This window comes from Bradyrhizobium sp. WYCCWR15520 (genome assembly GCF_056174665.1).
This window is the reverse complement of the sequence record NZ_JBWBWM010000055.1, coordinates 1-22982: the sequence shown is the minus strand read 5'-3', so window position 1 is coordinate 22982 and position 22982 is coordinate 1. Positions and strand designations below refer to the sequence as shown.

At 61.9% G+C, this 22982-nt stretch carries 20 protein-coding genes and 1 tRNA gene; 11 read left to right on the top strand and 10 right to left on the bottom strand.

Annotation, left to right across the window (positions count from 1 at the left end):
• Positions 1–50: 50 nt before the first annotated feature.
• Positions 51–812 carry a thermonuclease family protein gene (locus AC0QUY_RS37760; RefSeq protein WP_475391074.1) on the bottom strand — a complete coding sequence of 254 codons (762 nt, stop codon included), beginning with the start codon at positions 810–812 and terminating at the stop codon, positions 51–53.
• Between the two features lie 372 nt (positions 813–1184).
• Here AC0QUY_RS37760 and AC0QUY_RS37755 point away from each other — a divergent pair, with 372 nt between their 5' ends.
• From AC0QUY_RS37755 to AC0QUY_RS37740, 4 genes are all read left to right on the top strand, one after another.
• Complete coding sequence (locus tag AC0QUY_RS37755) at positions 1185–1394, top strand: hypothetical protein (RefSeq protein WP_475391072.1); 210 nt, start codon at positions 1185–1187, stop codon at positions 1392–1394.
• 138 nt (positions 1395–1532) lie between these two features.
• On the top strand, positions 1533–3548 hold the full coding sequence (locus tag AC0QUY_RS37750) for an acetyl-CoA carboxylase biotin carboxylase subunit (RefSeq protein ID WP_475391070.1): 2016 nt from the start codon (positions 1533–1535) through the stop codon (positions 3546–3548).
• A gap of 124 nt (positions 3549–3672) precedes the next feature.
• Positions 3673–4554, top strand: coding sequence for an isocitrate lyase/PEP mutase family protein (locus AC0QUY_RS37745; protein ID WP_161855224.1), 882 nt, complete (start codon positions 3673–3675; stop codon positions 4552–4554).
• Positions 4551–4850, top strand: coding sequence for an acylphosphatase (locus AC0QUY_RS37740; RefSeq protein WP_475391069.1), 300 nt, complete (start codon positions 4551–4553; stop codon positions 4848–4850). The genes AC0QUY_RS37745 and AC0QUY_RS37740 overlap by 4 nt, the downstream gene beginning before the upstream one ends.
• A 5-nt stretch (positions 4851–4855) precedes the next feature.
• Here the strand turns inward: AC0QUY_RS37740 and AC0QUY_RS37735 are convergent, their stop codons facing one another.
• Positions 4856–6331 carry an SGNH/GDSL hydrolase family protein gene (locus tag AC0QUY_RS37735; RefSeq protein ID WP_475391067.1) on the bottom strand — a complete coding sequence of 492 codons (1476 nt, stop codon included), beginning with the start codon at positions 6329–6331 and terminating at the stop codon, positions 4856–4858.
• A 268-nt stretch (positions 6332–6599) separates the two neighbouring features.
• Positions 6600–8549, bottom strand: coding sequence for a diguanylate cyclase (locus AC0QUY_RS37730; RefSeq protein ID WP_475391065.1), 1950 nt, complete (start codon positions 8547–8549; stop codon positions 6600–6602).
• A 263-nt stretch (positions 8550–8812) separates the two neighbouring features.
• Here AC0QUY_RS37730 and AC0QUY_RS37725 point away from each other — a divergent pair, with 263 nt between their 5' ends.
• From AC0QUY_RS37725 to AC0QUY_RS37710, 4 genes are read left to right on the top strand one after another with little or no spacing between them, the layout of a single operon-like run.
• On the top strand, positions 8813–9370 hold the full coding sequence (locus tag AC0QUY_RS37725) for a GbsR/MarR family transcriptional regulator (RefSeq protein ID WP_161855220.1): 558 nt from the start codon (positions 8813–8815) through the stop codon (positions 9368–9370).
• A gap of 27 nt (positions 9371–9397) precedes the next feature.
• Positions 9398–10063 (top strand): DUF4166 domain-containing protein, encoded by a 666-nt coding sequence (locus AC0QUY_RS37720; protein WP_475391063.1) that lies wholly within the window; start codon positions 9398–9400, stop codon positions 10061–10063.
• Positions 10060–11496, top strand: a complete 1437-nt coding sequence (locus AC0QUY_RS37715) for a TIGR01777 family oxidoreductase (RefSeq protein WP_475391061.1) — start codon at positions 10060–10062, stop codon at positions 11494–11496. Before AC0QUY_RS37720 ends, AC0QUY_RS37715 begins: the two co-directional genes overlap by 4 nt.
• Before the next feature lie 10 nt (positions 11497–11506).
• Positions 11507–11959 carry a hypothetical protein gene (locus AC0QUY_RS37710; protein ID WP_475391060.1) on the top strand — a complete coding sequence of 151 codons (453 nt, stop codon included), beginning with the start codon at positions 11507–11509 and terminating at the stop codon, positions 11957–11959.
• Positions 11960–11964: 5 nt separating this feature from the next.
• On the opposite strand, the gene AC0QUY_RS37705 is transcribed toward AC0QUY_RS37710, so the two are convergent.
• Together AC0QUY_RS37705 and AC0QUY_RS37700 are read right to left on the bottom strand one after the other, a co-directional pair.
• A complete protein-coding gene (locus tag AC0QUY_RS37705) occupies positions 11965–13488 on the bottom strand; it encodes an ATP-binding protein (protein WP_475391059.1) in 1524 nt (507 codons plus the stop codon).
• Between the two features lie 82 nt (positions 13489–13570).
• Positions 13571–14425, bottom strand: a complete 855-nt coding sequence (locus tag AC0QUY_RS37700; RefSeq protein ID WP_475391057.1) for a LysR family transcriptional regulator — start codon at positions 14423–14425, stop codon at positions 13571–13573.
• A gap of 116 nt (positions 14426–14541) precedes the next feature.
• Here AC0QUY_RS37700 and AC0QUY_RS37695 point away from each other — a divergent pair, with 116 nt between their 5' ends.
• The gene (locus AC0QUY_RS37695; RefSeq protein ID WP_475391056.1) at positions 14542–14970 is read left to right on the top strand and encodes a tautomerase family protein; all 429 of its coding nucleotides are present in this window, start codon (positions 14542–14544) and stop codon (positions 14968–14970) included.
• Between the two features lie 90 nt (positions 14971–15060).
• Here AC0QUY_RS37695 and AC0QUY_RS37690 read toward each other — a convergent pair whose 3' ends face one another.
• Both AC0QUY_RS37690 and lipB read right to left on the bottom strand, forming a co-directional pair.
• The gene (locus AC0QUY_RS37690; protein WP_475391054.1) at positions 15061–15774 is read right to left on the bottom strand and encodes a DNA helicase; all 714 of its coding nucleotides are present in this window, start codon (positions 15772–15774) and stop codon (positions 15061–15063) included.
• A 233-nt stretch (positions 15775–16007) separates the two neighbouring features.
• Positions 16008–16736, bottom strand: a complete 729-nt coding sequence (gene lipB, locus AC0QUY_RS37685) for a lipoyl(octanoyl) transferase LipB (protein ID WP_475391053.1) — start codon at positions 16734–16736, stop codon at positions 16008–16010.
• Positions 16737–16800: 64 nt separating this feature from the next.
• On the opposite strand from lipB, the gene AC0QUY_RS37680 reads away from it, so the two are divergent.
• Together AC0QUY_RS37680 and AC0QUY_RS37675 are read left to right on the top strand one after the other, a co-directional pair.
• On the top strand, positions 16801–17043 hold the full coding sequence (locus tag AC0QUY_RS37680) for a FliM/FliN family flagellar motor switch protein (RefSeq protein ID WP_057835618.1): 243 nt from the start codon (positions 16801–16803) through the stop codon (positions 17041–17043).
• A 106-nt stretch (positions 17044–17149) separates the two neighbouring features.
• A tRNA-Leu gene (locus tag AC0QUY_RS37675) sits at positions 17150–17234 on the top strand.
• A 697-nt stretch (positions 17235–17931) separates the two neighbouring features.
• Here the strand turns inward: AC0QUY_RS37675 and AC0QUY_RS37670 are convergent.
• The 3 genes from AC0QUY_RS37670 to AC0QUY_RS37660 all read right to left on the bottom strand — a co-directional run bounded on the left by AC0QUY_RS37670 (position 17932) and on the right by AC0QUY_RS37660 (position 22172).
• Positions 17932–20445 carry a peptidase domain-containing ABC transporter gene (locus AC0QUY_RS37670; RefSeq protein WP_475391052.1) on the bottom strand — a complete coding sequence of 838 codons (2514 nt, stop codon included), beginning with the start codon at positions 20443–20445 and terminating at the stop codon, positions 17932–17934.
• A 4-nt stretch (positions 20446–20449) separates the two neighbouring features.
• Positions 20450–21700, bottom strand: coding sequence for a beta-barrel domain-containing protein (locus tag AC0QUY_RS37665; protein WP_475391050.1), 1251 nt, complete (start codon positions 21698–21700; stop codon positions 20450–20452).
• A gap of 271 nt (positions 21701–21971) precedes the next feature.
• Positions 21972–22172 carry a hypothetical protein gene (locus AC0QUY_RS37660; RefSeq protein WP_202639106.1) on the bottom strand — a complete coding sequence of 67 codons (201 nt, stop codon included), beginning with the start codon at positions 22170–22172 and terminating at the stop codon, positions 21972–21974.
• Positions 22173–22982: the final 810 nt, after the last annotated feature.

Sequence of the window (22982 nt, the reverse complement as noted above, 5' to 3'; positions counted from 1 at the left end):
CGGCAACCTCTGCCGGCACTTTCACACAAGAGGCGGCAAACTTTCCAGCTTCATTTGCTCTTGGATGGTGACCGGCAGTTGTAAGCTCGGCGGAACCCTTCCGCCTGCGCCTGTTCCTCGGAACAGAACCAGCGATCCTGCTTCAACCCCGGATAGGAGCGGCACGCCTGCAGATGATAGATGCCAAGGTTCCCGGTAACACGCGCGCGGACGGCGAATTTGCCTTTGATATTGCAGCCCGCGGGCATCACGAGATCATCGGGGAACAAGGTCTCGCGGATTTCGCGGTCGCGGTCGGCGCGACATGCAGTGCCGAGCAGGGCGCCGTCCTCTTTCCCGGCGCGGAACTCGCGCGGCGCGACAAAGCAGCCTCTCCAGAGGCCTTGGCGGTCGTCTCTGGCGCGGGCTTCGTCCGGCTGGAAGCGCCCGCTGGCTGAGGCTTCGACATTCAAGGCAAAGCCGTTGCGGACCAGCAACTGGCTGAGACTTGTCGTCTCGCCCTCGACCTTGCACACGCCGATGCGCCGTTTCTTGTAAGAGGGATCGGGACCCAGATCGTCGCAGCGGACCTGTTTGCCGCCGATCAGCTTGGTCAGTTGATCGCGCGCCTCGATACCGCAGGTCCAGCTATCGGCGCGTTCGTCGATGCAGAGTTGGTCGATGGTCGGAACATCGATGCCGTCGAGGCGGAAGGTAATGTTGCCCAGTTGAAGCGTGCTGCCATCCCGGACGATGGCGGTAGCGGCCGAACTCTGGCTGGTCGGAAGGGCGATCGACAGCAACGCCGCAACCAAAAAAATTGGGGACCGCATCTGTTTCATTTCAAATCAATTCCGCACCTGCCGGTGTCTTCTAGCACATGTCAGTATCCAGGGACCAAGCTTCGCGGCCTACGCCTCTCTGACGTCTATTCCACGGTCGCTCAAGGCCCCCAGAAGAATCTCGATATCTTCGGCCTCAATCGTCGTGGCCGATAGTAAGGTGAGTTCGTTGAGCTGGTCGAACGTGATGAACCGAACCCCGGCCGTTCGCCGATCTCGATCGCTCTTTTGATCATTGCCGATAAGTCCATGTGATCGTTCTCCTGAAATCGGTGTGCTCCTACTAAAGGGAAGCAGAAGACGTGTTGACTTCATAAGAACAAAATAGGAACATGTGCGCTCGCCCAACACGGAATAGCTCTCATGTCGTTCTCTTCACAGCCGAAATCCGAAGAGATCGACGAGCTTGAGTCGGCCGTGGATCAGGCGATTTCGGCCTGCGGCGGCGACATGCGGGCGACGATCCGCGCGCTGATCCTGGCTAACGAATATCTGGAATCCGAGGTCGGCGAGCTGATGAAGGCGGTATCCCATGCCTATGCGCGGGGTCGCTTCAATTCCTATTCCGGGTGAGTGGCCGCCGGGCAGGGCAGCCAGCCGATACGAGACCGTTGCCTCCATCGATTTTTGCTGTACGACGGGTGGGTTACCCCGCGTCCCGCATGTCTCAATGCGGGGGAGGATCCTGCCCAAAGCTCAAGCAAGAAGAACATGTTCAAGAGAATTCTGATCGCAAATCGCGGCGAGATCGCCTGCCGGGTCATCAAGACTGCGCGCCGAATGGGGATCGAGACGGTCGCGGTATATTCCGAGGCCGACCGCGATGCGCTCCATGTCGAAATGGCCGATGAGGCCGTGCTGATCGGCGCGCCGGCCGCGGCCGAAAGTTATCTTTTGATCGACAGGATTGTCGAGGCCTGCCGCAAGACCGGCGCGCAGGCGGTGCATCCCGGCTATGGCTTCCTGTCCGAACGTGAAGCGTTTCCGCGCGCGCTCGAAAAGGCCGGTATCGTCTTCATCGGACCCAATCCGGGCGCGATCGCCGCGATGGGCGACAAGATCGAATCCAAGAAGGCCGCGGCCAAGGCCAAGGTGTCCACGGTGCCCGGCCATCTCGGCGTCATCGAGGACGACAAGCAGGCGGTGAAGATTGCCGACGAGATCGGCTATCCCGTGATGATCAAGGCCTCTGCCGGCGGCGGCGGCAAGGGCATGCGGATCGCGCATTCCAAGGCGGAAGTCGCCGAAGGTTTCAACCTCGCCAAGGCTGAAGCAAAATCCTCGTTCGGTGACGATCGTGTCTTCATCGAGAAGTTCATCGTCGACCCCCGCCATATCGAGATCCAGGTGCTTGGCGACAAGCATGGCAACGTGATCTATCTCGGCGAGCGCGAATGCTCGATCCAGCGCCGCAACCAGAAGGTCATCGAGGAGGCGCCGTCCCCGCTGCTCGACGAGACCACGCGCCGCAAGATGGGCGAGCAGGCGGTCGCGCTGGCGAAGGCCGTGCATTACGACTCCGCCGGCACCGTCGAGTTCGTCGCCGGCCAGGACAAGAGCTTCTACTTCCTGGAGATGAACACCCGTCTGCAGGTCGAGCATCCCGTCACCGAACTGATCACCGGCATCGACCTCGTCGAGCAGATGATCCGCGTTGCCGCCGGCGAGAAGCTTTCGATCGCGCAAAAGGACGTCACGCTGACCGGATGGGCGGTCGAATCGCGCGTCTATGCCGAGGATCCGTTCCGCAACTTCCTGCCCTCGATCGGCCGCCTCGTGAAATACCGTCCGCCGACGGAAGTGAGTCAGGACGGCGTCACCATCCGCAATGACACCGGCGTGCAGGAAGGCGGCGAAATCTCGATCCATTACGATCCGATGATCGCAAAGCTCGTCACCCACGCGCCGTCGCGGGCCGCCGCCATCGAGGCGCAAGCCACCGCGCTCGACGCGTTCTACGTCGATGGCATCAGACACAATATTCCGTTCCTCTCGGCGCTGATGAACCATCCGCGCTGGCGCGAGGGCAAGCTTTCCACCGGCTTCATATCGGAGGAATTTCCAAAGGGATTTTCCGCCCGCCCGCCGGAAGGCGAGATCGCGCGGCGGCTCGCCGCCGTGGCAGCTGCGATCGATCATGTGCTTGGCGAACGGAAGCGGCGGATTTCCGGCCAGTTGACCGGCCGGCTGGTGCAGCGCGAGCGCCGCCGCGCGGTATGGCTCGATCGCGACGAGATCGCGCTTGATGTGGCGCGCGAGGCCGACGGCATCGCGGTGCGCTTCATCGGCACCGATGGTCTACCCGGCAATCCGCACAATCTGATCTCGGCCTGGACGCCGGGCGAGCCGGTGTGGCAGGGCACCATCGACGGCCATTTCGTGGCGATGCAGGTGCGCGCGATCCCGAACGGCATCCGCCTGGCGCATCAAGGCTTTGAAGTTGCGGTCCAGGTGTTCACCGAAAGCGAAGCCGCGGCGGCACGGCTGATGCCGGTGAACTCGGCGGCCGATACCGGCAAGAAGCTGCTGTGCCCGATGCCCGGGCTCGTGGTGTCGATTGCGGTCTCCGAAGGGCAGGAGGTTAAGTCCGGCGAGACGCTGGCCGTGGTCGAGGCGATGAAGATGCAGAACGTGCTGCGCGCCGAGCGCGACGGCACGGTGAAGAAGATCCACGCCGCCGCCGGCGCGACGCTGGCGGTGGATGCGTTGATTCTTGAATTTGCTTGAGACTGTCATTCCGGGATGGTGCGTCAGCACCAGACCCGGAATCTCGAGATTCTCAGGTGCGCAATTGCGCACCATAGCTCGATGCTTCGCATCGCTCCGGAATAACAAAGAGTGGGGATAGGAAATGGCTTTCCGTCAGCGCCGAGAGAGATTGCGTACCATTCTCAACGGCCCCACCTGCATCCGGCCGGGGTCGGTCTATGACGCGACCTCGATCCGTATCGCCGAAGACCTCGGCTTCGAGCTCGGCATGTTCGGCGGCTCGGTGGCCTCGCTGGCGATCCTCGGCGATCCCGATATTACGTTGATCACGCTGACCGAACTGGCCGAACAAATGCGGCGGATGTCGCGCGCTTCTGCCTTGCCGGTACTGGTCGACGCCGATCATGGCTATGGCAATGCACTCAATGTCCGCCGTACCGTTCAGGAATTGGAAGCGGCGGGGGCCGCGGGCCTCACCATCGAGGATACGCTGCTGCCGCAGGCCTTTGGCGTCGCCGAGCCGCAACTGATCTCGCTGGAGGAGGGCGTCGGCAAGATGAAGGCGGCGCTCGACGGGCGCAGCGATCCGCAACTGGTCATCATGGGCCGGACCGGAACACGCGGCGGCGGACCAAGGGCGTCGAGTTTCGAGGACTGTCTGGCGCGGGCGAGAGCCTATGACGCGACCGGCGTCGATGCGCTGTTTTTCACGGGTCTTACGAGGCGCCGGGAAGTCGAGGCGATCGCGGCGGTAACGACGCTACCGATCGTTCTCGGCAATACCCAGGGCGAACTCGACGACGCTGCGTTCCTCAGGAGTCAGCGGGTGAAGATTGCCCTGCAGGGCCACACGCCATTCGCCGCGGCGACGCTGGCGGTCCATGATACGCTGAAAGCGCTGCGCGAAGGCACGAGACCGAAGGACTTGAAGGGGCTTGCATCGGCGCAGCTCACCAATCGTCTGGTGCGCGATGACGAGGTCAAGCAGCGGCTTTCCGAATTTCTCGGATTGAAGAAGTCATGAGCGACGCGATCCGTCATGTCACAATCAGGGGCCGGGTGCAGGGCGTCGGCTACCGCGCCTTTGTCGACGACGAGGCGCGGTCGCATGATCTGGAAGGCTGGGTGCGCAATCGTCGCGACGGCAGCGTCGAGGCGGTGTTCGCCGGCTCCGCGGGCGCCGTTACGGCGATGATCGAGGAATGCCGGCGTGGGCCATCGTCGGCGCGAGTCGATGCGGTGCATGATGAAGCCGTTGGTCCCGACATGCTGAGGCTGCGACGGGCAGGGGAGCGCTTCTCTGTGCTGCCGACGATCTGAGCGTCTCAGCGTCGATACTTTTTTGGTTTCGCCGATGCGGTCGGCGGCATGGCTGCCGATGCGGCGAGAGGGTCACCTTTGATGTGCTCTCGGCCGATCTCGCGGCGCGGCCATACGAAATCGTCGGCGCGGCCGGCGGGTGGAGAAAGAGCTTCGCCCTTCACCAGCGCGCGCGTGGCGATAGAATCGAGCGCGGCCGGGCGTGAACCCGGTCCGCCAAGCAACTGATCCGGCGTGATAGAGGATGCGACCAAGGGGATGATTGGTCCGGCCAGCGGCCGCGGCGCGGGTTGGCCGGGCACGGCGTCGGCATCTGGTGTTGCCGGCTCGCTCGGCAGCGCGATCGGCAAACGCGCGAGGAGGCGCGTGATCTCGCGCTCCACATAGTGCGCAAGCTTGCGCGCGCCAGCCCTGGTGAAGAAGACACCGTCATTGGTCCGCAACTGACGGATCTGGCCCTCGAAGTCAGGGCCCCTTTGCACGAAATTGCCGGCCTCGTCGACAAAGCCTTCCCAGACGTCGACATAGGTGATGCCGCCCTTGGCCGCAGCTTCGCGGTAGAGCTTATCCAGGAACAGCATGTCGGAGGTGCTCTTCTGGCCGCGGACGGCCGGCAGACCGACCCACAAGACCGGCACGCCTTTGCTTTTGAGAACCCCGATCATGTCGTCCAACTTCTTGTTGTAGAGCTTGACCCAGCGTTCGTCGCGGAACTCAGAAACGCCGTTCGGCGAGCGCGCCACCTTTTCGGGGGCTGCCGCCTGGCCGGTGTCGTCGGGCGACAATTCGCCGTCGACGCGCTTGCCGTCTGCATTGGCCGTACCATCCGGCGCGCCAGCCTTGGCGTTTTTGGTTTCAGCGCTGGCTTGTGGAACCTTTCCGTCCCCCTTCTTGTCGGCAGATTTCTCGTCGACAGGTTCCCGAATTGGTATGCGATCGTTGAGGCCGAGCATGACAACGATCGCATCAGCCTTCTCGGCCGCAAGAATGACCTTGGCAGCCGCGACCCAGTCAGCGGGCTCGCCCTTGGGCTGGTACTTGATGAGGCCGGAAGTCGTCTTGTGCTTGCGGATCACGCCGAAGTCGGGCTGCTCGGAGTAGACGCCCTCAAGTCCGTAGGCCAGCCAGTCGGCCATGGCGTCGCCGATCACCAGTACATTGCGCGTTGGGACGGTTGCGCGCTTCTCGGGCGGCGGCGCCCTTGAAAAATCCTCGCGTGGCGGCGGTGAGGACTGCCGCCTTTCCAAAGGCGGCGCTCGCTGCTGGAACGGCTCGTAAGCGTCGTTGGAGAACCAGCCGCCGCCGCCAAACCAGCCGCCGTTACGCTGCGGGGGCGGACGCTGCTGCTGCTGCTGATATCCGCCGAAATTGAAGAACTGCGCCGAGGTAGGCTCGCCGACGCTCAACAACATGCCCACCGCGATTGCCACCGCAATCAGCGGGCCACTCCTGGCAAAGAGTAGTCTGGGCTTGTTGGACATGCTCTTACCGAGAACGCGGTCCCAACGCAGCCATCAAGCCAGATCGCCGATATCTGCGCAACTGTCCTGTCGTGCACATCGGCGTGTTTGACGGATGTTTGTTGCCGGCTTTGCGGAACCGGAACTTCTGCGCATTCGGGCAGTCGCCAACAAGTTACTTTTCAGTCGGCTGATAGAAGAGACCGGGCGGCTCCGCCTGGGTGAGCTGGCTCACCTGTCGGCCAGATGATCGACAAACGACGTGGACGTTGCTGCAGGGAGTTTCGCGCTAATGCGTCCGTTCGCGCAGTGCGATTTCGCCATCGTGCTGGATGGAGCCGCTCTCGACATATCGCAGATCGATTGAGGAATGCACCATGCTGCGATTGCGGCCGAGGCGCTTGGCCTCGTAGAGCGCGGTGTCGGCTTCTCCAACCAGCGCCGCCTCGTCGAGCGTCGAGCGGGACTTGGCGGCGACGCCTGCGCTGATGGTGATGTAGCCGCGGCTCGAGGCCGTGTTGGGTATGCCCAGCGCCCGGACCGTCAGCCGGACGGATTCCGCAACCTTCAAGGCCTCGTCTTCCGAGGTGTTCGGCAATACGACCGCGAATTCCTCGCCGCCATAGCGCGCGGACAGGCCCGACGTGTTGGCGGTCGCGTCGCCAATGGTTTTCGCAACGGCCTGCAGGCAACGGTCGCCGGCCTGGTGTCCGTAGGTGTCGTTATAGCCCTTGAAATTGTCGATATCGAACAGCAGCACCGAAATTTCTTCGCAGGCTTCGTATTCGCGCCGCAGGAAGCTGTCGAGGGTGCGGCGGTTGGTCAGCCCGGTCAGCCCGTCGGTCGCGGCGAGCTGGGTGAGCCGGCGGTTAAGCTGGGTCAGTTCGTCCTCCATCCGCTTGCGTTCGGTGACATCGCGGATGACGCAAAGAAATTCGATTTGCGTGGGATCGCTAGTCTCCGATGCCAGCTTGAATTTGCTCTCGACCCACGCCAGCGTTCCGTCGCCGCGATAGTGCCGGAACACCACCGTGCTGACGCTACCGACACCACTAAGCCGCGTGGTCGCCTGCATGACGCTCTCGCGGTCCTCGGGATGGACCAGGTCGAAGCATGATTTTCCCACCAGATTCGTCGCCTGCAGCCCAAGCACCGGCTCGACGGAACGGGAAACATAACGGAGCACGCTGCGGGCATCGATCACGATGATGATGTCGGCGATATTGTCGGCGAGCAGCCGATAATGCGCCTCGCGCTCGCGCAGCGCGCGCTCGGTCCTGCTGCGGAAGCGGAATTGCAATGCAAGCAGCGCCGCCAGCATCAGGATCATGCACAAGAGCACGCCGGCGACGATGACGTCGGTGCGCAAGGTCTTCCACCATTCCGAAAGCAGCCAGTCTTCCGACATGGCGACGGTGACCACCATCGGGTAGTTGCGTGTCTCCTCATAGCCGAGGTGCTTCACGACGCCGTCGAACGGCGAGATGATCTTGTAATATCCGACAGAGCTCAGCTTGAGATGCTTCGAGAACAGGTCGGTCTTGGACAGGTTCGTGCTCTTGTCCGACAGCGGCCAGCGTATCAGGAGCGTACCGTCATTCCGTATCAGGCTGATGCCGCCGTCCGGGCCGAGCTGGAATGTCCGGTAAAAGCCGTTGAAATAATCCTTGTCGATCGCCGCGGCGACGACCCCGCCGAAGCTGCCGTCGAGCTTGGTGATACGTTTCGAGACAACGATCATGGAGGATCGATCGTCGACCCGGGACTGCAGCAGCTCGCTGATCCGAAGCGCGTTGTCCGGTGTATCGCGATGGTAGACGAAATAGTTGCGGTCCGAGATGGTATGGCGCGGCATCTCCGCCAACGACGAATAGGTCCAGTTGCCCTTGGCATCCGAGACGCCGATCCTCCGCAACTGGGGCAGCGTTTTCGCCGTTTCGGCCAGGTATCGGTTGAACCTGTCAGGCTCGGGGTCTCGGTATTTCAGCAGGTCCACCATTCCCGTCATCGCGATATCGACCGACTGAATGGTGTGCGAGGCGTGCTCTGCCAGCGAATGAGCGAGGTTTTGAATGTCGGAGCTGCCGCTCGTCAGCGCCGCCTTCTTGGCGTCGAACGCCTTCCAGGCCATGACGCCGAGGACGCAGGCGGTCATGACCAGCGCAAAAATGATGACGACGGCCGTCGACGATATCCGCCGCAGCGGCCCGCCGGGGTCTGGGGGATTTCGATGGGGCATTCCTCGCCTTGATGTCCGCGCCTGATCTCGTTGCCGGCGACGCGCGAGGGGTGAATCTAAGGCGCGACCGGTACCGAAGGGGTTAACGGACGGGCCCGGGAAATAACGGAACCGACATCTCCCTCGGGTTCCATCGCGGGAACCTATCGGGCGAGCCTTGGCGAAGAGGGAGGAGGGATAAGCCCGGGGGCAGGAGCCTAAAACCGCAAAAGTCAGCCGCGAGCGCCCTTGACATCTGCACAGTTCCATCAGATATTTCTGTCATGACAGAAAAGACCGACAAAACGAAACTCCCCGCCGTCGTCGAACGGTTCATCCTGCACTGGGGTGACATGGGGGACGAGTGGGGCGTCAACCGTTCCGTCAGCCAGATCCACGGCCTGCTGTACCTCGCCGAGGCGCCGATGACCGCGGAAGATATCGCCGAGACGCTCGGCATGGCGCGGTCCAACGTCTCTAATTCGATCAAGGAGCTGCTGGCCTGGAATCTGATCCGCCGGGTGCCGATCCTCGGTGACCGCCGCGATCATTTCGAGGCCGAAACCGACATCTGGGAAGTGGCGGCGCGGATCGCCGCCGGCCGCAAGGAGCGCGAGATCGATCCCGCCATCGATGCGCTACGGGCCTGCGTTTCCGACGCTGCCGATGATCCGACCATCAGCCCGGTCGCGGCCAAGCGGCTGAAGGAAATGCTGGCTTTCACCGAACTGGTGGACCGCTGGTACACGCAGATGCTGCATGTGCCGCGGCCGAGGCTGGTCGCGCTGATCAAGCTTGGCGAGAAGATCGTCAGCTTTTTGCCGGTCGGGAAATCGAAGTAGGGGCAGAGGGGCAAGCAGGAGCGTGCAATGGCGTCCACCAGATTACCAAGGTTTCCCGCAACGCCTGCCTCGAACACCATCCTGCTCGACGACCGCCGCTTCCACAATCTGTTGCCCGACGAGGAATGGGGCCGTCTGCCGCTGGCGATCTGGCGGCGCTTTTCCAAGCGCTTTGCCGACGGCGAAACCGTTGTCTATGTCGGCACGGTGGAGGAGGCGAGTTTTAGCCGCGCTGGCTGGTGGCTGGCGCAGCTCGCGCGCCTGATCGGCGGGCCGTTGCCGACAGGTGCCGAGACCGGCGTCCCGATGGTCGTGGCGGTGACCGAGGACGCGGCGAGCGGCGGCCAGATCTGGACCCGGATGTGCGCGCGCAGCAATGGCTTTCCGCAGGTCATCCATTCCGCCAAGCGCTTTGCCGGCCCGACCGGCCTTGAGGAATATGTCGGCTACGGCGTCAGCATGGCGCTGCTGATATCGGTCGAGCACGAAGCGCTGGTGTTTCGCAGCGTCGGCTACTCCCTGCAGATTGGTCCGTTGAGGGTGCCGCTGCCGCCCTGGCTCACGCCCGGCGATCTAACCGTCACCCATTCCGATCTCGGCGGCGGCACGTTCCGTTTCTCGCTCGACATCGTTCATCCGCGCTTCGGCAAACTCATTCGTCAGTCCGCCGTGTTCATGGAGGCCGCATCATGACGTCGCTGCTCTGGATCCTGATCGCCATTCAGGTCGTGATGGGCGTGTTCGACACGTTCTATCACCACGAACTGACCGAGCGGCTGGCGTGGCGTCCCTCGCAGCGCTACGAGCTGCAGCTCCATGCTGTCCGCAACATGTTCTATGCGCTGTTGTTCCTGGTGCTGGGCTGGCTGGAGGTGCACGGCCTTCTTGCCATGCTGGTCATCGCGGTGCTGGTCGCCGAGATCATCATCACGCTGATGGATTTCGTCGAGGAAGACATGAGCCGGAAATTGCCGGCCAGCGAGCGCATCAATCACACGCTGCTCGCGATCAATTACGGCGCCATTCTGGTGCTGCTGCTGCCCGTCCTGATCTCCTGGGCGATGCAGCCGACCGGAATCAAGTCGGCCTACGCGGGTTGGCTCAGCGTGATCGCGGCGGCAGCCGCCGTTGGCGCCGCGCTGTGCGGCCTGCGCGATTTCTCAGCGTCGAAGCGCCTTTCGCGCATGACGGCTGCACCGGCGGCAAGCCTGGTCGAAAAATGGCCCGCGCGGCAGACGGTGCTGGTCACCGGCGCCACCGGCTTCATCGGCGGCCGCCTGGTCGCAAGCCTGACGGGGGCAGGGCATCAGGTCATCGCGCTGGTGCGCAACCCGGCGAAGGCCGAGATGCTCCCGCCGCCGATCACGCTGATCACGAGCCTCGATCAGCTTCCGGCCGACGCCCGCATCGATGCGATCGTCAATCTCGCGGGCGAGCCGATCGGCAACGGGCTGTGGACCGAGGCCAAGCGCCGCAGGATTCTGGATTCCCGCATCAACATGACCGGCGACGTCATCCGCCTGATTGCGCGGCTCGAACGCAAGCCGGCGGTGCTGGTCTCGGGCTCCGCGATCGGCTGGTACGGGCTGTGGCAGGATCAGGTGCTGACGGAGTCAGCGAAATCCCATGCCTGCTTCAGCCATGAACTCTGCGACGCCTGGGAGAACGCGGCGCGTCCGGCGGAGGCGCATGGCGTGCGCGTGGTCTGTTTGCGGATCGGCCTCGTGATCGGCACCGAAGGCGGCTTCATCACGCGGACGCTGACGCCGTTCGAATTCGGTCTCGGCGGGCCGCTCGGCTCGGGCCGGCAGTGGATGTCATGGATTGAGCGCGACGACTTGATCCGCCTGATCGCGCATGTGATCGCGCGTCCGGAAATTGCAGGGCCTGTCAACGCGACCGCGCCGATCCCGGTCACCAATTTGAAATTCACCGAAGAACTCGGCCGCCGGCTGCGCCGCCCCGCACTGTTCCGCATTCCCGATGCGCTGCTGCGTCGTGTCGGCGGCGACTTCGCCAGTGAATTGCTGCTGGGCGGCCAGCGCGTGCTGCCGAACAAGGCGCTCAGCAACGGCTTCGTGTTCCGCCATGAAACGCTGCGCAGCGCGTTCGAGGCGATCTTGTGAGGAGGTGGAAATGTACGCGTGCTCATGCGGTTCGCGCCCAATCAGAGGCTGGCTCGCTGCCTGCGGAATAGCAACCGCCTTCATCTACGCATTCCTGCTCCTCCTCCTCGTCGTTCCGCGCGGCACGATGTTTTTCAGCCCAATGGGCGCGAGCATTTCAGTCCTTGTGACGGCTGCCATCTCGATCTTCGTGCTGACGGTAGTGTTGAGCGGTATTCCCGCCAGCGCAGCGATCTGGCTGAGCGAGAGATTTCGGATCCGCTCTCTCTTATTCTTCGGTGGAGCCGGCACTGCAGCAGGCCTATTTGGCGAAGGCGTTCTGTTCGCGGTGGCGGGCATGCCATGGCCGGTGGGGTCTAGTTGGCTTTTCGCTGCGGCCGGATTGGCGGCCGGGCTGGCCTACTGGTTGATCGCGGGAAGGCATGCTGGCCGGGATCGCAACGAGCCCGGCGATCTCCAGTAGCGCCATCACCGCGGCAGCTTCGCGATCGCTTGGCTAAGTTCGTGGATTTCGTAGGGCTTGCGCAGGATAGGAAAATCGCCGCGCACGCTTAGCGCGGCGTCGCTGTAGCCGCTGGTCAGCAGGATCGGCAGTCTGGGCCTGACAGCCTTCAGGTGACGGGCGAGGCCGAGGCCATCCATCTTGCCGGGCATCACGATGTCGGAGAACACGAGGTCGATTCCGTCGAGCTCGATTTCGCGCAACGCCGCTTCGGCACTCGCTACCCTGCGAACGGTGTAGCCAAGCTGTTCGAGCAGGCCGGTGCTGACGGCCGCGACGTCAGGATTGTCCTCCACCAGCAGCACGATACCGCTTCCGCCGGGTTCGACCGCATCGACGTCCTCGGCCGCGATGGCCTCTTCCTTTCGCGGCAGCAGGATCGTGATCCTGGTGCCCTTGCCGAGCTCGCTCGCCACCCTGACCGTGCCGCCGGCCTGGTGGGCGAACCCGTGCACCTGCGACAGCCCCAAACCGGTGCCCTTGCCGATCGGCTTGGTGGTGAAGAAGGGATCGAAGATCTTGCCGAGCACGTCGGGCGCGATACCGGTGCCGGTGTCTGCCACCGAGATCGCAACGTACTCGCCGTCCAAGGCGTCGCCGCCGGACCGTTCGTTGCGCGCCGATATCGTGATGACGCCGCCGCCGGTCATGGCGTCGCGCGCGTTGATGACGAGATTGACCATCGCCGTCTCGAATTCCGCAATGTCGACCATGACTGGCCACACGCCGTGAGCGATTTCGAATTGCAGCTTCACCGCGCTGCCGACACCGCTATCGAGCACCTCGCGCATTGCATCGATCCGTTCCGCGACGTCTACGGCCTGCGGATTGACGCTCTGCCGCCGCGCGAATGTTAGTAGCTGACTGGTGAGGGAGGCGCCGCGCTTGGTCGCCCCTTCGATCGCCGATATCGCTCGCTGGGACTTGGGATCGTTGCCCACCGTCTTCTTCAGCGTGTGAAGACTGCCGCTGATGATCATCAGGAGATTGTTGAAATCGTGGGCGACGCCTCCGGTCAGTTGGCCGAGCGCGTCGAGCTTCTGCGATTCCGCGAGCTGCTGATGCATCTGGTCCAGCTTGAGCTGGGCTTCGCGGCGCTCGGTAATGTCGCGGGTGATCTTGGCGAAGCCGACGAGCCTGCCATCCTCGTAGATGGGGTCGATAATGACGCTGGCCCAGAAGAACGTGCCGTCCTTGCGCACGCGCCAGCCTTCTTCCTCGTAGCGGCCCTGTTTCCGGGCAATGCGCAAGGCTCGCAGCGGCTTGCCGTTGGCGCGGTCGACGTCAGTGTAGAAGCGGGAGAAATGCTGCCCGATGATTTCATCGGGTGCGTAGCCCTTGATCCGCTGGCCGCCGATGTTCCAGCTCGTGACTTGGCCGGTCGGGTCCAGCATGTAAAGCGCGTAGTCGGCAACACCTTCAACCAGGAGTCGGAAATTACGTTCGCTCTCGAATAGATCCCTTTGCTGCTGCTGATCTTTTTTCGACATCCCGACTGCCCGTTTAACTGGCGCAAACGCTCGGCAAGGCAATTGGTTCCAGGGCTTTTGGCTTTTTTAACGAAACGGTGGATTACCGCACCGCAACCACGCTTCTGAACGTCGCCGCCAGTGTCCGCAACGCTGCGAGCTTGGCGGGATCGCTGACCTTCGAATGCAGCATCACCTTCGAGGAGGCGAGGCGCGGCAGGCCTTGGGCCGGCCCGATGTCGACCAGCCCCGGCGGCGCGATCCGTCGGGCTAACGGCGCGACCGCAAGGCCGGCCAGGGCTGCCGCGGCCACGGCGGTAACGCCGCCGCCGACAAAGCTTTCGCTCCAGGCGATGCCTGCCTTGTCCAGGGCGCGGATGGCGAGCGCGCGCACGCCGCAGGGCGGGGCCAACATTGCCAAAGGCAGTGTCTCGCCGCGGCGCCAGACAAGCCGCTTGGCGGCGAACCAGCCGAATTCGTCCTCGGTCAGCTTCTCGCCGCCGCGGCGGCTACCTTCCTGCCGCACCACCACGGCGTCGAGTTCGCCGGCATCGTAGGCATCCAGCATCTGGCGCGAAAAGCCGATCGTCACGGAAAGCGCCAGTTGCGACGACATCGCATGCAGCCGCTCGAGCAGCGGCACCAGTTCCGGACCCGCGGCGTGATCGGATATCCCCAGCGACAATTGCTGGCGCGCGGGCTTCTCGCCCGACAGCGCGCGATCATGCGCTTCGATCAGGGCGCGGGCGTGGGGCAGGAAGGCGGCGCCCTCGGCGGTCAGGGCCACCGCGCGCGGAGAGCGCTCGACCAGCCGCTTGCCGACCACGCTCTCCAGCCGCTGCAGCTTCATGCTGATCGCGGCCTGCGTGGTGCCGAGCGCCTCGGCGGCGCGGGTGAAGCCTTGCAGTTCGGCGACCAACAGGAACGCCTGCACCGTTTCGATATCCAGCGTGCTCATATCATCATCATGATCTATTATCACAGTTATGAATATAGATAAGATACCAAAATGATGGTCTGGGGTCTAGATGAGGGAGGCGCGATGGACGCGCCAATGCTCAGAGGAGAACGACCATGCCGCTTATTACCGTCACCTATTCCAGCGCTCGCAAGGCACCGTCCCTGAAGGCGGAGATTGCGTCCGCCGTCAGCGACCTCACCGCGCGAATCCTGCGCAAGGATCCCAAGGTCACTGCCGTTATCGTGAAGGCGGTCGACGCCGCCGACTGGTTCGCCGGCGGCCAATCGCTCGCCGAGCAGGGTCTCGCCAGCTTCTGGCTCGACGTGCATGTCAGCGAGGGCACCAACACCAAGGACGAGAAGGCGGCCTATCTCGCCGCGCTGTTCCAGCGCATGAGCGAGCTGCTCGGGCCGCTGCACGAAGAGAGCTACGCCCATGTCGACGAAGTGAAGGGCGACGCCTACGGCTTCGGCGGGCTGACCCAGGAGCGCCGTTATATCGCCGGCAAGCTGGAGGTCGCGCCGCGGAAGGCGGCGGCGTGAGGTCAGCGCGATCCTGCGCGAGCACCATGCGAGCGGCCGTCAGGCAAAGTCGCGGGCGAATAACATCGCCCGCGACTTGAATCAGCCGCGTCAGCTAGCTGCCCGGAACTGAACTTCGCCGTTGTTCAGGAAGCACGTCTTGTCGAACAGCTTCAAATCCAGCGGGTTTGGCAACCGGACATCCCTGAGATCGGGACAGGACTTGATCGAAGGATCGTATGACCTATCAATTTGAGAGATAATGACGACGATCAAGCCTTGGTCGCGCGCAAATGACTTCAGCGTGCGAACCTGAATCATCAGGTCAGCGTTTTCACGGCGCTGATCGAGGAGCTGCAGAAAGTCGACGACCACGAGGGTCCCGCGCGGCGCGCCGGCCATTCGCTTCACGATATAGTCGGCGCTGATGGCGTCGGAGCAATCGAACTCGAACAGCCCATCGAATTGCGCCGGCTCCACGCCGATTGCACGGAAACGGTCGAGCACTTCCTTCTCGGTGTATTCCAGCGAGAAGAACGCGCCTCGTTGGCCCGATTTCATGACTTCCACGGCGAGTTGGAGACTCATCAGGGTTTTGCCATGGCCCGGACGGGCTCCGACGAGCAGCATGTCACCATGTCTGAGCTGGGGAAATAGCTTGCCGGCTGGCGTCACCGCAGCCGCTTTGGCCGCGAGCAAACTCCAGGCGCCAAAACCTTCGGCCGCCGCTATACGGTCAAGGGCTTCGTGCAGCGGAATGCCTTGCTTGCGGGAAAGAAGCTTCGCCTTCCGCTTCAGATGATAGATTGGTGCAGACAATTTCATCGAGAGAACCTCCCATTGCGAGCAATGATCGCAACCCCTCCTTATGCCTGGCGCTCGAACAGTCGGCCCAACAGTCTATTCGCCCGGCATGACGTTTACTTTCCCGATGGAGGGGGGAGGCGTGGGCGGCACCGGAATCAAATATAGCTCAATCCGCGCCTGCCGAGAACAAGCGAGGCTGAGTGCCAACAGGAAAGCGGGGATCTGGATCAGGCTGGCTGCGCGCGATAAAATTACGTCGTCGCTTCGGGCAGGCGTGCGCCGGTGGCGCCGAACACGTCCTCGAACGCCCGCCGCAGCGCGACGTCGACATCCTCCATCGTGACGGGCAGGCCGAGATCGACCAGCGAGGTGACGCCGTAACGCGGATCGACGACGCCGCAGGGCACGATCGCGGAAAAATGCGACAGGTTCGGCTCGACATTGATGGCGATGCCGTGGAACGACACCCAGCGCCGCAGCCGCACGCCGATCGCAGCGATCTTGTCCTCGTAGTCTGTGCCCTTGTCGGGTCGCCTCACCCAGACACCGACGCGATCCTCGCGGCGCTCGCCGCGGACGTTGAAGGCGTCGAGCGTGCGGATGATCCATTCTTCGAGGCCGGCCACATAGGCGCGCACGTCGGGCCGCCGCCGCTTGAGGTCGAGCATCACATAAGCCACCCGCTGGCCGGGTCCGTGATAGGTGAGCTGGCCGCCACGGCCGGTGGTGAACAGCGGGAATCGTGGGTCGAGCAGGTCGGCTTGCTTGCCGCTGGTGCCTGAGGTGTAGAGCGGAGGATGTTCCAGCAGCCAGACCAGTTCGGCCGCCTTGCAGTCGGCGATATCGGCCGCGCGTGCCTCCATTTCGGTCACGGAATCGGGGTAGGGCACCGGGCCTTCGGAAATCCGCCATTCGACCTCGCCGCCGCCCTGGGCTAGCGCGAATGTCGTCAAATCAAGGCTTTGGCGGTCATTAACCATTGGCTAACCATAACGTGGTCAGGTGGGAACCACACCCATTTAGTCCCCCTTTGGCGGTTCAGAAGTGGCCACCCTCGATAAAGTCAGTGTCGATCTCATGGTGGTGCTCGGCACCACGACCATGCCCATCCACCAGGTGATGCGGCTTTCCCGCGGCGCCATCATCGAACTGGACGCCACCGAGCAGGACGAGGTCAAGATCCTCGCCAACAACCTGCCGGTAGCCTCCGGCGTCGTGCTGGTGGATCGCAACCGTATCGCGGTCGAAGTCAAGCAAATGCTGCCGAAATCCCCTGATGTCAGGTAGTTATTGGTAGTTATTCGGTCGCAAAACTGCCTTGTCCCTGCATCCCTGATTTGTTACATCGGCGCCGTTGATCCGGCGGGCTGCTTCGCTCCAGCCGGTATCCCAAGCGCTCGTGGCGGAATTGGTAGACGCGCTGCCTTGAGGTGGCAGTGAGTAACATCGTGGGGGTTCGAGTCCCTCCGAGCGCACCAAGCGGCATAAGTCATTGTTGCGAAAAGTATTTTCGCTATTTCTACTCCCTCATTGTCACTCGCAGCGAATGTTGGTGCTTTGTTTGGTCAAATCTTCCCTATTTGATCTCGCGCGTCTTGATCACGCCTGCTCTTGTGGTCGTTACATCTTTATTTGAACCAACGCCCCGCGAAGGAAAAACCACCATCTGCTCACGAGGGGGCAGTGGCGTAGCCCAGCGTAGAAATCGACGGGCTCTACTCTCATCCGTGAGCGACTACGCGGCCTCCCGAGCTGCGTTTCCGTCAAAGGACACACGGTTAGGGTGCCGCAGCCTGCCGACGCGCCCTCCATCAGGATTTCCTCGATCCCGCGCAGCAGTTGCAAGCTTTCGCGTGGGGAGATTCTGTGGCGAACCGTCCCCTGCGCCTTAGGGCGGGGGGATCCTGCGCGACTCGAGCTACGCTATGCGTGTTTTGATCGCCCGCAACGAAACTCATGCGTTAAGCTTGATGTTCGCTGCGGCGGTTAGTTCTGGAACTGCACATCAGGCAAGGCGCGGCCCCCGCGCAGGGTGTGCTGTTGGGTGTCCACCGCTGCTTCCGGCCACCCGGCGCGCCAGCCTGCTGTAGCGGCTGCCATGTTGCTTCTAGTCGGAAGGCGACCATCTGATGCACCGTCGCGGAGATTTGGCCATGCGCAGCACGCAGGAAATTCCTACGAACGACCCGCATTGCGACGCGCCGAGCCCTGGATATCACCCGAGTGATCCGGAGAGCGCGAGCCGAAATCACCATGTGAGAAGTCGAGCTTGGCCAGCGCTTCACCCGGGTTACGATACATGCCGCCCTTTCCGCAGTCGTCGGGCGGCTTCGGGCCGCAATAGTCCTTCTGCGGCAGGCCGTCGCCGTTCTTGGCGTCCTTCCAGCCACCATCGTGCTTAAAGTCCTCGCCCTTGCCGTCTTTCGAGTAGTCGATCTTACCGGCCTGCTTCGAATAGTCGCCTTTACGGCCGTCATCGGAGCATTCGTCGTGGCCCTGGGCGAGCTTGGTCGATTTCGCATCTTCGGCGGCAAACCCGGTGTGACCAGCATCGCGCGCAGGCGCCGCTGCTGGTGTGCCGCCTGAAACTCCGACCTGAAAGGGCTGGGCCGCCCTGGAAAGACGGATGATCATATCCGCTCCGTGGGAGATTTCAGGTCGGTGTGCTATGCTCACACGAGTCATATTTAGATGCTGGAGATTGGCATTGATTTCTTTTTCCTTGTCGGTGTCCAGATGTGCTGTGCCCTCGTCCAGAAACAGGATCTTTGGTCGGCGATAGAGCGCGCGCGCAAGCAGTACTCGCTGTTTCTGCCCGCCGGATAATGAGCTTCCCATGTCACCGATGAGGCTGTTGTAGCTCATCGGCATTGCCATGATATCGTCGTGGATGCCGGCAATCTGCGCACACTCGATCATCCATTGCCGATCGAATGTCGTCTCAAAAAAGCAGATGTTGTCGGCAATGGATCCTGACAGCAATTGATCCTCCTGCATGATCGCGCCAATGTGTTCGCGATAAGCGCGCGGTCCGATCTGGCCCAATGGAAGGCCGTCGATCAGGACCTCCCCGCTCGTTGGCTCGAGCAGCCCAAGCATAATCTTGACCAGTGTTGTCTTGCCGCAGCCGGAAGGTCCCATGATCGTCACGAATTGTCCCGGAGCAACGCACAGATTGACGTTGTTAAGAATCAGAGGCTCTGCTTCTGCATAACGGAAGCACACGTTGCGCAGCTCGATCGAGCCGCGGATCGGTCGCACAAACGACAGATCCTGGTCGTGTCCCCGCTCTAAGGGGGTGAGCGCAATGTCGGCGAGGCGCTCCAAGTGCAGTCCGAGAATCCGCAGGTCAACCAGCTTCTCGATTAGCAGCGCTGTCCGTTCGGCGAACTGCAGCTTGTAGCTGACGAACGCGAATATCATGCCAACCGTGATAAGGTTGTCTAGTGCGAGGCGAGCGGCGAGGTAGATTGTGATTACGTTCTCCAGGCCGTATATCGTGTCGTTGATGGCTTTGAAGCTGATCCTCGCCCGGCCTAGCCGCACGTTGGCATTTACGTACTCAGCATAGCGGTTCAGCCACTGGCTCTCCCGCTCGTTCTCTCGGTTGAGCAGCTTCAAGCTCTGCACCGCCCGCACGGTTTCGATGAAGTTGGAGTCTTCCTGTGCCTTGCTGTGAATGGCCGCTTCGCTCCGTTGTCGGAATATCCTGAAGAGAGCTAGTCGCAAAGCGGCGTACAGCGCGAACGCGAGCAGGACAACGAATCCGAGCTGGACGCTGTATGCGAACATCAACGCCAGCATCAACACCGACATGAGACCGTCGATCAAGCCCGTGATCAGTCCCTCCGCGAGCATGTTGCGGATGGGCTCGATCGAGCCGAAGCGCGACAGGATGTCGCCGATGTGCCGCTTTTCGAAAAATGAGAGGGGCAAACGCACCAGATGGTGAAACAGCCGGGCGCCGATCTGAAAGCTGAGCGTGTTCTGCAGAAGAAGAACAATGAACGAGCGGGCCGCGGTCGACGCGACTTTGATCAAGACGAGTAGCGCGAAGCCAAGTCCGAGTACGAGCAGAAGATCGACGTCGCCTCTGGCGATGACCTCATCTACCGTGAGCTGCATGTAGAAAGGAGCGGCGAGGATAAGGATCTCGATGACCACCGAGAGAACCAATATTTGCGCTAAGACATGAGAGTTTCCCCTCATTCCGCTCCAGAATGCTGAGAACGGTAATCGCACTCTCTGGTCTGTGCAGCAGAACCCTTCACTGGGTGAGAGTTCAAGTACGACTCCAGTGAGATGTCTCGATGCCTCGGTGATGGGAAACCATTTCTCGCCGGCGGCGGGATCGTGAACCACGATCCCGTGTTTCTTGCACGCCTTCAGGACAACGAAATGATCCATGTCCCAGTGCAGGATAGCTGGGAGACGCAGTTGGCTCAGATGGTCAACCTCGATTCGCAGCGGCCGGCATGCCAGGCCCAGGTGAGCCGCTATCTCCATGAGGTCGCGAAGAGTGACACCCTTCAGCGAGACTGCGTACCGCCGCCGCAGGCTATTCATGTCAGTTCGACGGCCATGATAGAACGCTACCATGGCAAGGCATGCCAGCCCGCATTCGGCTGCCTCTGTCTGCCTGATGACCGGGAGGAACCCGCGTCCGCTGAAATTCAACAGTCCCTGCATGAAGCTACATCCTTGCGCTCAGCATCGGGTCAAGCAGCCACTGCATCAGCGAGCGCTGCTCAAGGATCACGTCGGCCTTGAGCAGCATGCCTGGCTGAAGCGACATCTTGCGCCCATAGGCATCGATGTCGGGCCGCTCGGGAAGCACAGTCACGCGGTACGCCGGCTCTTTGAGAGTGATCGGCCCAGTAGCATCATTGCCGGTCAGGATCGTGTGAGAGACTTTTGCCACGGTGCCGCGGTAGGTGCCGAATTTCTGATAGGGAAATGCATCGTAAAGTATCCTGACCTGCTGGCCGGGGCGCACGAATCCGGACGCGCGCGTCGGGAAGAACAGCTCCGCCTGTAAGGTCGAATCAAGTGGGATGATTTCGAGCTGCATATGCTTCGGATCAGCGACCTTGCCGACGGTCGCCTGCAGCGTAGACACGCGCCCACTCGTCGGCGCCTTGATAACGTAGGCCCGCCGTCCGTCCACCTCGGCGGTGCGTTGTTCGATCCAGGAGAGATCGCCACGCAGTACGCGAGTCCGTTCTGCGGCAACGGTCGGAAGTTGCTCGAGCGTATGCCGAGCATCAGTCAATTGGGTGCGTCGTACAGTGATCTGCTGATCGAGCGACGCCAAGTTCTGCGCTTGTTCGAGCGCCGCCTGCTCGCGGCGCTTCAATTCGACGGCAGGCAACGCTCCCTTCGCGATTAGCGTGGCGCCGGTCGATACAAAACTTTCGGAAAGCTTCAGCCGTTCGTTTTGTATGTTGCGCTGGTCCTCGAGTTGGGCAATCTCCCCCTCGATTCCCTTGGCTGTAGAAGCGAGGCGCTCGTGTTCCGAAGCGGTCCGGCGCTCTTCCGCAGCGATCTGTCGCTCGATCACCTCGCGTTGCCGCGCCAGCGCTGCGAGAACGGCGGCATTGACGTCATCGCCGTTGGCGCTGATTTGGGAAGTGACTATGGTCAGGAGCGGGTCGCCCTCGGCAACCTCCTGACCCTCCTTGACGTGGAGTTCATTGATGAAACCCTGTTGCGGCACCAAAATTTTGGCCGTTCCGAGGGTCGGAGTTAGATAGCCGGTGACCGTTTCCTTGCGGGCGTATTGAGCGATGGAGATAAAAACCAAAATGAATGCAACAAGGCTCGCAAGAGTCCAGCCGAGGATCATGCTCGATATCGGCTGCAGCGATACGACCTCGCCCCAGCTGTGGCGTTGATGCAGAAAGTCAATTGCTTCCTGGCGAAATAGAGCTGGCTGAGTCGCCATGGACGCACCTTGGTTACGTTTCGTTGGTTACGTTTCGTTCGTCAATTTACGCGTGATATCGCTCTCCGCCTGATATCCTCCGCTGCGCCACGGATGGGTACCGCACAATGCGATGGAGAACCGCTCCTCGTATGGGAAAGCGGGTTCGCCCCCGCATCGGGCCGAAAGAAACTGACCTGCGTCGTCAGTGCGGCAGAGTTGGAGTCTCATTGTGGCTCACTCCGCTCGTCCCTGGGCGGTGCACCGCCCAGGGTACGAGCAGATTGGGTGGCTACGTTTTTTGGACGGCTACGTTTCCAAAACCAACCTGAACCGCGACGTTGTTATCGTTGAGGAAGCCGATGCCGATGAGGCCGCCGATGCCGCCATTGTTCGTGTTTCCTCCTCTGCAGCAGCCTGAGCCAGCCGCAACCAGATCGAGCTCCTGATCAGACAGCTCGATAGGGTGAGTAAACTTTTCCATCTTCTCCATGTTGGTCTCCTTTCGATGTGAGTGGCGGGATATGGCCGTAACTGCTGCCACGTTATAGCTAGTCGCACGACGCCGATCTGGATGCACTTCGCACAAACTTTTTCTGTGCGGCATCGCTAGGCGCTCGCTTCTTATCTATTGCTATGCCATCCGCGGAGGCAGCCAACGTTCTTGTCGTCTCCACGCTGCAGGTCGAGATCTTCCATTGACAGGTTCGGCACCAAGCGCGCTCGCATGCGCAGGTGCCAACCTTTCGCCCGCACGCTGCATGGCGTGAGTAGATATAGAGGGGATCTGCGGGCACGCGCAGAAGAGTAAAAGATTGCATTAGAGAATGATTTACAGACAGGAAGCGCCTTGCCGCTGCGAACGGCTCACCGCATCGTGGGCCAGCGCGATATCGCAGATCCAGCGCGATATCGCAGATGATGTACCCCCAGGCGCATTGAGGTCGGGCATGAAGCGCACAGCTTCGACGCGGGGCTAGAGTCACAGCGCCGTTGCAATCGCGCGGTAACAGGGCGTTGCTCTTGCCCACTTGCTTCCGCTCCGCAGATGATGATCGTACCGTCGCTGCTCCGTTCGTCGATGGTGTCTTCGTGCAAGAGGGGAAGTGGGCTGCCAACGGAGTTGTTTCTGCTTGTTACCCTCGTTCGGTGTTGATGGCGCTGAGCCCTCCACCTCTAGCAGGCTGCTGAAAAAGTCGTTTTGCGAGGCGATCGGAGTGTGATTCTGTGCATGTGGTTGATTCCTTTCGACTGAGGATCGGGATGCGCGGCGAAGATGAGCATGCGGAACGCCTTTTCAGCT

Coding starts and splice junctions, on each gene's coding strand:
- AC0QUY_RS37760 (WP_475391074.1), bottom strand. CDS start 812: ATGCGGTCCCCAATTTTTTTGGTTGCGGCGTTGCTGTCGATCGCCCTT.
- AC0QUY_RS37755 (WP_475391072.1), top strand. CDS start 1,185: ATGTCGTTCTCTTCACAGCCGAAATCCGAAGAGATCGACGAGCTTGAG.
- AC0QUY_RS37750 (WP_475391070.1), top strand. CDS start 1,533: ATGTTCAAGAGAATTCTGATCGCAAATCGCGGCGAGATCGCCTGCCGG.
- AC0QUY_RS37745 (WP_161855224.1), top strand. CDS start 3,673: ATGGCTTTCCGTCAGCGCCGAGAGAGATTGCGTACCATTCTCAACGGC.
- AC0QUY_RS37740 (WP_475391069.1), top strand. CDS start 4,551: ATGAGCGACGCGATCCGTCATGTCACAATCAGGGGCCGGGTGCAGGGC.
- AC0QUY_RS37735 (WP_475391067.1), bottom strand. CDS start 6,331: ATGTCCAACAAGCCCAGACTACTCTTTGCCAGGAGTGGCCCGCTGATT.
- AC0QUY_RS37730 (WP_475391065.1), bottom strand. CDS start 8,549: ATGCCCCATCGAAATCCCCCAGACCCCGGCGGGCCGCTGCGGCGGATA.
- AC0QUY_RS37725 (WP_161855220.1), top strand. CDS start 8,813: ATGACAGAAAAGACCGACAAAACGAAACTCCCCGCCGTCGTCGAACGG.
- AC0QUY_RS37720 (WP_475391063.1), top strand. CDS start 9,398: ATGGCGTCCACCAGATTACCAAGGTTTCCCGCAACGCCTGCCTCGAAC.
- AC0QUY_RS37715 (WP_475391061.1), top strand. CDS start 10,060: ATGACGTCGCTGCTCTGGATCCTGATCGCCATTCAGGTCGTGATGGGC.
- AC0QUY_RS37710 (WP_475391060.1), top strand. CDS start 11,507: ATGTACGCGTGCTCATGCGGTTCGCGCCCAATCAGAGGCTGGCTCGCT.
- AC0QUY_RS37705 (WP_475391059.1), bottom strand. CDS start 13,488: ATGTCGAAAAAAGATCAGCAGCAGCAAAGGGATCTATTCGAGAGCGAA.
- AC0QUY_RS37700 (WP_475391057.1), bottom strand. CDS start 14,425: ATGAGCACGCTGGATATCGAAACGGTGCAGGCGTTCCTGTTGGTCGCC.
- AC0QUY_RS37695 (WP_475391056.1), top strand. CDS start 14,542: ATGCCGCTTATTACCGTCACCTATTCCAGCGCTCGCAAGGCACCGTCC.
- AC0QUY_RS37690 (WP_475391054.1), bottom strand. CDS start 15,774: ATGAAATTGTCTGCACCAATCTATCATCTGAAGCGGAAGGCGAAGCTT.
- lipB (WP_475391053.1), bottom strand. CDS start 16,736: ATGGTTAATGACCGCCAAAGCCTTGATTTGACGACATTCGCGCTAGCC.
- AC0QUY_RS37670 (WP_475391052.1), bottom strand. CDS start 20,445: ATGCAGGGACTGTTGAATTTCAGCGGACGCGGGTTCCTCCCGGTCATC.
- AC0QUY_RS37665 (WP_475391050.1), bottom strand. CDS start 21,700: ATGGCGACTCAGCCAGCTCTATTTCGCCAGGAAGCAATTGACTTTCTG.
- AC0QUY_RS37660 (WP_202639106.1), bottom strand. CDS start 22,172: ATGGAGAAGATGGAAAAGTTTACTCACCCTATCGAGCTGTCTGATCAG.